Source organism: Vibrio sp. 10N.261.55.A7 (assembly GCF_002877365.1).
GTDB lineage: Bacteria > Pseudomonadota > Gammaproteobacteria > Enterobacterales > Vibrionaceae > Vibrio.
The window spans coordinates 1-10112 of record NZ_MCWZ01000301.1 but is presented as its reverse complement, the minus strand read 5'-3'; the positions used below and the strand labels follow the sequence as shown (position 1 = coordinate 10112).

The window sequence follows — 10112 nt, the reverse complement described above, 5'->3', positions numbered from 1 at the left end:
CGCATTTTTAGTATCTCCCTTGACGTGAGCCCGAAGTACGGGATTGTGAATCTGACTGTGAGTCAGTATCGTGAGACTCAAGTTCAATTTGGTCATAAGTCGAACCAGATGATGACTTACGATTCGTTTTTGAGCTATCTTCTTTCCCCGCCAATTTATCAATTGGAAGATACAGAAGGTTGCCACTAGACTCAGAATCAATGAGTACTTTCGATGTGCTTGAGTAAACTTGTTCCATTGCATCTAGATACATACGATTACGTGTTACTTCAGGTGCCGCAGTGTATTCTGGTAAAAGTTTCTCAAACTGAGCCACTTCACCAATTGCTGCGTTAACCGTACGTTCAGAGTAACCAAGAGCTTCTCTTTTCAAACGTTCTGCACGACCCGTTGCTTTCGGTAAGACATCGTTACGATACGCTTCCGCTTCACGCTCAAAACGCTCTTCATCTTCTCGTGCCGCAATAGCATCATCGAACGAGTCTTTAACTTGCTCTGGTGGACGCGCAGACTGGAAGTTCACATCAATAATAATTAGACCCATATCGTATGAATCGATAATGTCATTCAATGTCTCTTGAGTACTTTGACGAATTTGCTGACGACCACTTGTCAGAATGCTATCCATCAAAGAATCACCAATCACAGCACGTAGTGCGGAGTCAGTTGCTTGGCGTAAGCTATCGTCTGCGTTAGTTACTGTATATAAGTATTTGTATGGATCAGCAACACGGTACTGAATATCCATGCCTACGGTAACGACGTTCTCATCTTTCGTCAGCATCAAACCTGAGCCACGTAAAGAACGGATCGCTTGAACGTTAACCGCTTCATAGCTATCAATACCAGCAGGGCGCCAGTTCAAACCAGGATCAACAATGCGGTCGTACTTGCCTAAGCGCAATACAACACCACGTTCAGCTTCACCAATTGTATAGAAGCCTGAAAAGAACCACACTGCGACTGCGATTGCTGCAACGACACCTAAGCCAATTGCACCGCCGCCACCAATAGAAGGGCCTTTTCCGCCTTTTTTGCCAAACTTGCCACCCAGTTTTTGACTCAGTTTATTGAACACTTCGTCTAAATCTGGCGGTCCTTGATCTCGGCCACCGCGATTATCTTTATTACCCCAAGGGTCTTTATCGCGGCCGTTATTGCCGTTGTTATTACCAGGCTCATTCCACGCCATTAGAAAGCTCCATCATTAGGTATGACGTTATACTTTAGCAGTCCTTTAAGTAACTATAAAGTCACGTAAAACTGCCTCTTCTCTTTTCTCTAACTTTGACCAATCAACTTGCTGCATTCTAATATCGATCAGCAGATCGCCATCTTGGTCATATTCTTCTTGTTGAATACAGTTCAACTGGAAAAATGCACTGCGAATTCTACCCTGATACTCAGGTGGGATTCGTAGTTGATAATTTACCATTTGACTCGATAACCGCTCGGTTAGCGCTTCAAACAATAGCTCGATACCTTTTCCTTCCATTGCTGAGACCCAAACAGTACGTGGATTACCTTCCTCGTCTGTGTCAATTCTCGGCTTCTGTCCGTCTAGGTTATCAATCTTGTTCATCACGACAAGAGTTGGGATTTCGTGAGCATCGATCTCTTCTAGCACGTCATGAACAGCTTGAATGTTCTCACGAAAGCGGTCGTCACTGGCATCAACAACATGTAACAAAATGTCAGCTTCTTGCGTCTCTTGTAATGTTGCTTTAAAAGCAGCGACCAAATCATGAGGAAGATGTCGAATAAAACCAACGGTATCCGCTAATATTGCAGTACCAACATCGGCCAGATCAATCTTTCTTAGAGTTGGGTCTAGCGTTGCAAACAATTGGTCTGCCGCATAAACGCCAGCCTTCGTTATACAGTTAAACAGTGTCGATTTTCCCGCGTTGGTATACCCGACCAATGAAATGGTTGGAATTTCAGCGCGGTTTCTTGCTCTACGACCCTGTTCTCGCTGCTTCGCAACTTTGGCCAAACGCTTTAAGATCGTTTTAATTCGATCACGCAGTAATCGTCTGTCGGTTTCTAACTGCGTCTCACCTGGACCACGTAAGCCAATACCACCTTTCTGTCTTTCAAGGTGAGTCCAACCTCGGATCAATCGGGTAGAAATATGACGCAGTTGAGCAAGCTCAACCTGTAATTTACCTTCATGAGTTCGAGCTCGTTGCGCAAAAATATCTAAGATCAGACCGGTACGGTCTAACACTCGGCATTGACACAAGGCTTCAAGGTTTCTTTCTTGGGCAGGTGAAAGTGCATGATTGAAAATCACGACATCGGCACTAACTAGTTGAACAGCTTGAGCGATCTCTTGAGCTTTTCCCTCTCCAACATAGTATTTAGGGTGTGGAGATTGACGACTACCAGTGATGACTTGCAGCGTCGATACTCCAGCAGAAGAAACAAGCATTTCGCATTCGCTTAAATCTTCCCACTCACCCTCTTGCGTGAAGTTTATATGAACAAGTACGGCTCGCTCACCGGCTTCATAACGGTCAAACAAGCGGCAAACCCCTTATTGTCGAAATAAATAAAATCAGGCTGTTAATCTTCAGATTTCTCTTGTGAACGCTCTGGACGATCGCCATTGTGATGACTTACCGCGCGAGCTGGAACCACGGTAGAAATAGCATGCTTATAAACCATTTGGTTAACGGTGTTCTTCAATAGAATCACGAATTGATCAAACGATTCAATTTGCCCTTGTAGTTTAATGCCGTTAACAAGATAGATTGAAACGGGAATACGCTCTCGACGGAGTGCATTCAAGAATGGGTCTTGTAAAGATTGCCCCTTAGCCATTTTATTTTCCTTATTTTGTATTTTGTTGTAATTATTTAGCTAGTGGTTGTGTGCAACATAAATAGTCGTGCTTTGCATCTGAGCTAAACGAGTAATAATACCCCGTTGCTACTAGTTATGTAGGCAATGACTACATTTTTCAAGTAACAGATCTTTCACAGGGTGTATTCACGCAAAAATGATCACGTCATACACGGCCAAATTAATCATTTGCTATTGCGTTTGATAGAGTAACCAGCGCGTGTTCAACGTTTTCACTATCTAACCAAGTTAAATCATCCCAGCTGCGCAACCAGGTGATCTGACGCTTGGCCAATTGACGAGTTGCACAGATTCCGCGAAAAATTGCTTCATCTTTTGTGCAGTTCCCATCTAAATAGTCCCACATCTGTCGATAGCCTACACAACGAATAGAAGGAAGCTCAGGGTGAAGATCGTCTCGGGCGTACAACGCCTTCATTTCTTCTTCAAAACCGGCTTCCATCATATTGTTAAAGCGAAGTTCTATTCGACGGTGGAGCTCTGCCCTTTCCTTGGGGGCTATAGCAAACTGCTTGACTCGAAATGGTAGGCTTTCACCCTTAATTTCCGTCAGCTCAGTAAGAGTTTTACCTGAAATCCGGTAAACTTCCAATGCCCTAGACAATCTTTGTGGGTCATTAGGGTGAATTCTTGTAGCTGAAACCGGATCAATCTCTCGTAATTGATCGTGCAAGACTTGCCAACCGGATGTGGCCGCCTGTTGCTCTATCTCTTTTCTGATTTCAGGGTCGGCAGCAGGAAGTGGTGACAAACCTTCCAACAAAGCCTTGTAATACAACATCGTGCCGCCAACAAGTAGCGGTATTTTTCCTTCAGAAACAATACGATTCATTTCAGACAATGCATCTCGACGAAAGTCAGCGGCAGAATACGCTTCACTAGGATCCAATATATCAATAAGACGGTGTGGAGCGAGTGCCAATTCATTTTCATCTGGCTTAGCGGTACCAATATCCATATCTTTGTAGATCAGTGCTGAATCCACACTAATGATCTCAACAGGAAACTTCTGCTTTAAACGGATCGCTAAATCCGTTTTTCCTGATGCTGTTGGGCCCATCAAAAAAAGAGCCAAAGGTAATTTATCGTTCATTATCTCTTATCAAGCCAATAACGCGGTCATCGTCGATGAAAAATCTACCGGTTGAACAAAATGAGGATCATCTAAAGGTAGTTGACCATGCCAAAGCTGTTCTAGTTCCGCAATAATTTGAATTGCTTCCGATAAAGTGTAGTCGCTTTTTACTTGGGTTATATGATCCGCTAACCAGTCAGCCAACGTATTAGCTTCGCACAGCTGATGATCGTCGCCCCCCAATGATTGCGCGTAAGATAACAGATCTGGGATGATTTTTTGTAGATTTTGTTGCCTCAACGGCTGGGGAACCCCCATGATCATTAAAGACTGCTTATTTCGATCCTTAATTTGGATCCCCAATCTATTCAACTGCTGCTGAAGCTTATCAGCAATAGCGCACTGTTCATCACCCACTTTGAGTGATAACGGCACTAACAATGGCTGGCTAGTCAGATTATTCTGCTGGGTATCCAGTTGGCCGCGATTACGAAGCCATTCGGCTTTTGATAGTGAAACAAGCACACAACCTTGTTTAGAGCCCATCACAACATACCGCCCAGACGTTATGCAAATCGCCTTACCCAAGGACTCTATTGGCTCAGCTTGATGCTCCTCAGTTTGTCTAGCAACAGGCAATGGCACAGGTGTTTCTGCTTTACTCACCTTTAGAGTCGATTCCGTAACGGGTGTCGATAAGAGTTGAGTATAAGCCGTCAACTCTTTCTGACTCGGGGTTTCAGGCATCTTAACTTTAGAAACAGGTGCAGATCTTGGCTGAGAGGGTTGAGTACTCACCCACTCGTTTGATGGTCGAGATTCCGAGATTTGTCCACTAGCGATGCTAGATGATTTATTGGGATAATTGGGCGTTTGTTCAACAGCTGCAATGACTTGCGGTGACAATTCATGCTTTTTGTCATCCGGTAAGTTTGTCTGATGAAAAGCGGACTCCGTCACTTTTGGTTCAGCAATGTGGTCACTTTGAGACAAAGCATCACTTAATGCTTGATAGATAAAATCATGCACAAGCCTAGCTTGATGAAAGCGAACTTCATGCTTTGCTGGGTGTACATTAACATCCACTTGATGAGGATCGATCTCAATAAACAGAATGTAGGTCGCAAACTGATCAGGGCGTAATGTGTGCTCGTAGCTCTGGCGAATAGCATGATTGATCAACTTATCTCTCATCATGCGACCATTGACATAGCAATACTGAAGATCATTTTGCTGACGAGCGCCCTCGGGCGTTGTAATCCAGCCATGCAAGTTTAGACCTTGATGCTCTAATTCAATCTTAAGCATGTTTTTAACAAAGCCCGAACCGCAAACAGCCGCAATCCGTTTTTCAGCCTGCGCCTCAGTTTTGGCAGCGCGATATTGTCGAATTGATTTACCGTTATGTGTGAGATTAATCGTAACGTCAAAGCAGCTTAAAGCGATGCGTTTAATAAGCTCGTCAATATGGGTAAATTCCGTTTTCTCTGTTCGAAGAAATTTACGCCGTGCTGGGGTATTAAAAAACAGGTCGAGGACTTCAACACTGGTGCCGATTGGATGCGCAGTTGGCTTGAGTTTTACTTGCATCTCTCGCCCTTCACTGTAGGCAGACCAAGCTTGTTCTTGTGTGGCGGGACGCGATGTCATGGTTAAGCGAGAGACAGAACTAATACTGGCTAGCGCCTCTCCACGAAAACCTAAACTGACAATGGCTTCAAGATCATCCAAAGAATGAATTTTTGAGGTTGCATGACGGCTCAGTGCCAACCCTAATTCATCTTTCTCTATCCCTTTTCCGTTGTCACGGACTCGAATGAGCTTTGCCCCCCCTTTTTCTATGTCGATATCGATACGACTCGCACCAGAATCAAGGCTGTTCTCTACCAGCTCCTTCACGACAGAAGCTGGTCTTTCGACTACTTCGCCTGCTGCTATTTGGTTTGCAAGTCGAGCTGGTAAAATCTTAATCGTCATGGGATACGCTACTTATTCGGTATGATCAATACTTGGCCGATCGCCAGCTCATCAGATCTTAGCTTATTGGCTTGACGAATACTGCTAACCGTCACACCATACTTGCTCGCGATCTTTCCAAGGAACTCGCCTCTTTGAACCTTGTGCTTTCGAATTGGCGCATCTTTAACACTGACCGTGATCTTCAGTTTCTGTCCAAGCTTCAAGGTGTCTGATCGCAAGCCATTCTCACGCTTGATTGCGTTCACTGATACTTTGTATTTACCCGCAATTCTACCTAAGTAATCCCCAGAACGAACAGTATGTGTAATCACTTGAGTTTCGACAGTATTGACCGCAGAAGACACACTTGCACTGCCTGGAATCCTGAGTACCTGACCTATCGCCAAGCCGCTGCTTTTGAGGTTGTTCTCCTTCATTAACACGCTAATAGAAGTCCCAAACTTTTTAGCAATTGCCGACAATGAGTCCCCACTCTTCACCTTATAGCTTTGAGCTTTAGTCTGCGCTTTAAAAGAGGTTCCTTCAGGAGGGTTAGCCTTCAAATATTTCACGACAGCTTTGGTAATTGACCTTGCTAATTTGTCTTGGTGTGAACGCTGGAATAATAGCTTTTCTTCGGTCGGGTTAGAGATGAACCCTGTCTCTACTAACACTGATGGGATCTGAGGAGATCTCAATACCGCTAAGCTAGTGTTAATCGGTTTCGAGTTATGTAGCTTCGCAACTTTCCCCATTTCAGAGAGAATCTCAGTCGCTAATTTATACCCCTCTTTCTGTGAGTGGCTAAACTGAAGGTCTAAAAGTGTTTGATTGACATTTTTATCATTAATACTACTCGGGAATGCTGCTCCACCACCGCCTAGGAGTTCTGATTGCTTCTCTTTATCTTCAATCCAGCGAGATATCTCAGTATTCGCGCGACGTGTGTTAAGGACGAATACAGAGCCTCCACGAGGCTGTGGTGTGGTAAATGCATCCGCGTGGATAGATATCAATAAGTGCGCATTATTTTCGCTCGCAATCGCTACACGGCGGTTGAGATTGACAAAGTAATCACCATTTCGGGTGAGCCTTGCCTTAATGCCAGGAATCGCATTCAGCTGGGCTGCTATTTTCTTTGAGATACTAAGCGTTGCATTCTTTTCATACTTGCGAGTAGGGCCGATTGAACCTGGGTCCTCTCCACCGTGACCAGGATCAATCACAATCACAATGTCTTCTTGCCGGGTTATCGACGAAGCATCTTTATTAACTGTGGGAGCAGGCTTGGCCGCGGGCTTGCTCGAAGTCGTACCATGAGGTAAATCAATCACCAAACGATGCCCATACTGACCACCAGGTGTCGGGGCAAGCTTAAATATATTTGCCGATACATTACGCTTTAGTTCAAACACTAATCGATACGTGCTCTTTTCCGGCGGGGTACTTTTTCGGACCTGAGTCAAAACAGGGCTGTCGGTCACCTTTAATGGCAGTTTCGTATTGAGCGTCGTTTTATTTAAATCGACAACCAATCGGTTTGGGCTACTCAAGGTAAAATAGCTAAAGTCAGCTTCTGCTTTTAGGTCTATGACGACTCGCGTCTCATCTGGAGATGGCCAAACTCGAACACCTTCAAGTGCATTAGCCCAAAGAGATTGAGAAAAAAGCAAACAGATTGCTGTAAACACACGTGCGATAGTGACTACTTTCATTTTATTCTTTAATGCTTGTCTCATCATGAAAATGGTTTGAATGCTCAACTTAGCTCCAATTGACTGAGCAAGGAAAACCCATACTCATTGTTAGCAGTCAAGGTAATCTCTCGCTGCTCGCCTTGGTAGCGTAATTCAATATCAAGATCTGGCTGTGGTAGCAGACCTTTCCCTTTTTCTGGCCATTCAACCAAACAAATCGCGTCTGAGGTGAAGTAATCTCGAATTCCCATAAATTCAAGCTCTTCAGGATCGGCCAGACGGTATAAATCAAAGTGGTAAACCTGCCATTTATCCAATTGATAAGGTTCAACGAGAGTATAGGTTGGGCTTTTTACATTACCTTGATGACCAAGTGCGCGAACAAAACCTCGGCTGAACGTCGTTTTTCCAGCGCCAAGGTCACCATGTAAATAAATAGTTGTCTGCTCTGAGCATAGATTCGCTAATAGAGTACCGACTTGAATCGTCGCCTCTTCATTGATCAAGGTAAAATGTTTTGTCTTCATGGTTGGGTTCTCGAACTTACTCAAACTGACTATATATAAATCAAAAGAATAGGAATAGTAAACTGGGTTAGAATTGAGAGACAAGAGCTCTTACGTAATAAAACGCAAATAATGGCAAATAAACCCAGTATTAAAGTCATCTTACTGCTAGATCCTTGCAATAAGATCTTGTAAGATCCCGCCCCCTATTTCACCAGGCTCTCTTCCTATGGATTATCAACATCTCGCTGATCAAATAAAAGAATGGGCTATTGAGCTTGGTTTTCAAAAAGTAGGCATCTGTGACATCGACCTTTCTGCACATGAACCTCAGCTCCAGAAAAGTATTGATGCCGGTCTCTATGGCGACATGGATTGGATGGCTCGTCACGGTATGATGAGAGCTCGTCCTGCAGAGCTCTTACCCGGAACGATTCGTGTCATTAGCGCTAGAATGGATTACCTTCCTCCTAATGCTCAATTTGCCTCTAACTTATCGGATAAAACTCAAGCCTATATTAGTCGCTACGCATTAGGCCGAGATTACCACAAGCTTATCCGCAACCAATTAAAAAAGCTTGGAAAAAAGATAGAGCAAGAAGTGGGGGAATTTGGTTACCGCCCTTTTGTAGATACCGCCCCTATCTTAGAGCGACCACTTGCTCAAAAAGCGGGGCTGGGCTGGGCTGGAAAACACTCTTTGTTGCTGGATAAAGAGACGGGCTCATGGTTTTTTCTGGGGGAGCTATTAATAGACTTACCTCTGCCCATTGATAAGCCAAGTGACAACGAATGTGGTAAATGCACCGCTTGCATTACCTCTTGTCCAACTCAAGCCATCATTGCCGACGGAGTCGTTGACGCGCGGCGGTGTATTTCCTATCTCACCATAGAATTTGACGGAATCATCCCTGAAGAGTTTAGAAAGCCTATGGGCAATCGCATCTATGGATGTGATGATTGTCAGCTTGTGTGTCCATGGAATCGACATGCAGATCTGACAGAACAGACAGACTTTCATCGTCGTGAGGCATTATCTAACGCAGACCTAGTTTCACTATTCGGCTGGAGCGAAAGTGAATTCCTGCAAAAGATGGAAGGCTCAGCGATTCGTAGAATTGGACATATTCAGTGGTTGCGTAATCTTTCTATCGCAATGGGTAATGCGCCCTATTCCTCAAATATTATCCTCGCCCTAGAAAGCCGATTAGGCTTGGATGACAATTTAGACGTTCATTTAAACTGGGCTATTTCGCAGCAGAAAGCTCAAACCCCAATATTAGATAAAAAAGTAGATAGCAGAAATCAAAGATTGATAAGAGTGATAGAAAAAGGCCTGCCACGAGATGCATGAATCTTACATAAATTCATTGTATAAATTTTGACTTAGTTCTAAAAAAGATAAATGTGGAAAAAAAACTAAACTAGACGACGTTTTCTATATCTCAATGAAGTTAGCCACAAAGCAAAGAAATGATTAGGATCAAAAAACAATCACTTAACGATCCTAAATAATGTCTAAATAATACCCTTGATATAATAAAAAACCATCCTATATCAATAGTTTATGCGAAAATAAATATCGGTAATGATATTACCATAAACAGCGAAGATCGATTACATCTCATCGCTTCTAGCCCGAAAAATCAGTTTACCCACCAACTTATCCACATGTAAAAATATGTGGATAACTCTGTTGACAGACAGTACAAACTAACTTCCAATGCCAGCAATGACGCGGTGTTGAGCGCTATCAATACTAAAGAGGAATTTAAACAATCAAAAACACTCACCGTGAGGCAGTGTTGAATTCATTCTTGGGGGTTATGCTTCTCAGCATGATAGAAAAGAGCAGAGCCATAAGGCTGTAGTGAAAGTTCAATCACTAATGAAGAGCTATCTTTCTTAGAATTAATATTCGAAGAAAGTGTTGGAGCGATACATCGGGTTCGAACCGATGACCTCAACCTTGGCAAGGTTGCGCTCTACCAACTGAGCTAGTATCGC

The 10112-nt window shown here is 43.6% G+C and carries 8 protein-coding genes and 1 tRNA gene; 1 reads left to right on the top strand and 8 read right to left on the bottom strand.

Going from position 1 to position 10112, the window contains the following annotated elements:
* Window positions 1-7: 7 nt before the first annotated feature.
* From hflK to tsaE, 7 genes are all read right to left on the bottom strand, one after another.
* Window positions 8-1192, bottom strand: a complete 1185-nt coding sequence (gene hflK / locus BCU12_RS17325) for an FtsH protease activity modulator HflK (RefSeq protein WP_102405504.1) — start codon at window positions 1190-1192, stop codon at window positions 8-10.
* Window positions 1193-1237: 45 nt separating this feature from the next.
* Entirely contained in the window at window positions 1238-2527 is a 1290-nt protein-coding gene (gene hflX, locus BCU12_RS17320; protein WP_102405503.1) for a ribosome rescue GTPase HflX, read from the bottom strand.
* Window positions 2528-2568: 41 nt separating this feature from the next.
* A complete protein-coding gene (hfq, locus tag BCU12_RS17315) occupies window positions 2569-2826 on the bottom strand; it encodes an RNA chaperone Hfq (protein ID WP_102405502.1) in 258 nt (85 codons plus the stop codon).
* A 202-nt stretch (window positions 2827-3028) separates the two neighbouring features.
* Window positions 3029-3961, bottom strand: a complete 933-nt coding sequence (gene miaA / locus BCU12_RS17310; protein WP_102405501.1) for a tRNA (adenosine(37)-N6)-dimethylallyltransferase MiaA — start codon at window positions 3959-3961, stop codon at window positions 3029-3031.
* Between the two features lie 9 nt (window positions 3962-3970).
* Window positions 3971-5920, bottom strand: coding sequence for a DNA mismatch repair endonuclease MutL (mutL, locus tag BCU12_RS17305; RefSeq protein WP_102405500.1), 1950 nt, complete (start codon window positions 5918-5920; stop codon window positions 3971-3973).
* An 8-nt stretch (window positions 5921-5928) separates the two neighbouring features.
* Window positions 5929-7617 (bottom strand): LysM peptidoglycan-binding domain-containing protein, encoded by a 1689-nt coding sequence (locus BCU12_RS17300; RefSeq protein WP_102405536.1) that lies wholly within the window; start codon window positions 7615-7617, stop codon window positions 5929-5931.
* A 44-nt stretch (window positions 7618-7661) separates the two neighbouring features.
* Entirely contained in the window at window positions 7662-8126 is a 465-nt protein-coding gene (gene tsaE / locus BCU12_RS17295) for a tRNA (adenosine(37)-N6)-threonylcarbamoyltransferase complex ATPase subunit type 1 TsaE (protein ID WP_102405499.1), read from the bottom strand.
* A 208-nt stretch (window positions 8127-8334) separates the two neighbouring features.
* Between tsaE and queG the strand changes: the two genes are divergently transcribed.
* On the top strand, window positions 8335-9459 hold the full coding sequence (queG, locus tag BCU12_RS17290) for a tRNA epoxyqueuosine(34) reductase QueG (RefSeq protein ID WP_102405498.1): 1125 nt from the start codon (window positions 8335-8337) through the stop codon (window positions 9457-9459).
* A 577-nt stretch (window positions 9460-10036) separates the two neighbouring features.
* On the opposite strand, the gene BCU12_RS17285 is transcribed toward queG, so the two are convergent.
* Window positions 10037-10112: transfer RNA gene (locus BCU12_RS17285), tRNA-Gly, on the bottom strand.

Coding starts and splice junctions, on each gene's coding strand:
- hflK (WP_102405504.1), bottom strand. CDS start 1,192: ATGGCGTGGAATGAGCCTGGTAATAACAACGGCAATAACGGCCGCGAT.
- hfq (WP_102405502.1), bottom strand. CDS start 2,826: ATGGCTAAGGGGCAATCTTTACAAGACCCATTCTTGAATGCACTCCGT.
- miaA (WP_102405501.1), bottom strand. CDS start 3,961: ATGAACGATAAATTACCTTTGGCTCTTTTTTTGATGGGCCCAACAGCA.
- mutL (WP_102405500.1), bottom strand. CDS start 5,920: ATGACGATTAAGATTTTACCAGCTCGACTTGCAAACCAAATAGCAGCA.
- BCU12_RS17300 (WP_102405536.1), bottom strand. CDS start 7,617: ATGAAAGTAGTCACTATCGCACGTGTGTTTACAGCAATCTGTTTGCTT.
- tsaE (WP_102405499.1), bottom strand. CDS start 8,126: ATGAAGACAAAACATTTTACCTTGATCAATGAAGAGGCGACGATTCAA.
- queG (WP_102405498.1), top strand. CDS start 8,335: ATGGATTATCAACATCTCGCTGATCAAATAAAAGAATGGGCTATTGAG.